Here is a 371-nt window from a genome sequence, read left to right as displayed (position 1 = left end):
AAGAACTTCACGCCTGTTGGCACGGCGATGAGGAACGTCATGAAGGAGAAGAACGGTAGCAACACACCGCCGGTGACGTACATGTGGTGCGCCCACACCGTGATCGACAGACCGGCGATCGCGATCGTGGCGCCGACCAGGCCGGAGTAGCCGAAGATCGGCTTGCGCGAGAAGACCGGGATCACTTCGGAGACGATGCCGAAGAACGGCAGGGCGATGATGTACACCTCCGGGTGGCCGAAGAACCAGAAGAGGTGCTGCCACAGCAGCGCGCCGCCGTTGGTCGCGTCGAAGACATGGGCACCGAACTTGCGGTCCGCCTCCAGGGCGAACAGCGCGGCGGCCAGGACCGGGAACGCCAGCAGGACCAG

Annotated in this window: 1 protein-coding gene; it reads right to left on the bottom strand. The window is 64.4% G+C overall.

Features of this window, described 5'->3' with window-relative positions:
- On the bottom strand, window positions 1–371 hold a 371-nt coding region (locus tag OKJ99_RS14950; RefSeq protein WP_326016688.1), incomplete at both ends, for a cbb3-type cytochrome c oxidase subunit I.

The sequence above is a fragment of the Streptomyces endophyticus genome, from assembly GCF_035798155.1.
Lineage (GTDB): Bacteria > Actinomycetota > Actinomycetes > Streptomycetales > Streptomycetaceae > Streptomyces > Streptomyces endophyticus.
Note: the sequence above shows the minus strand (reverse complement) of the source record. Positions and strands in the feature narration are given on the sequence as shown.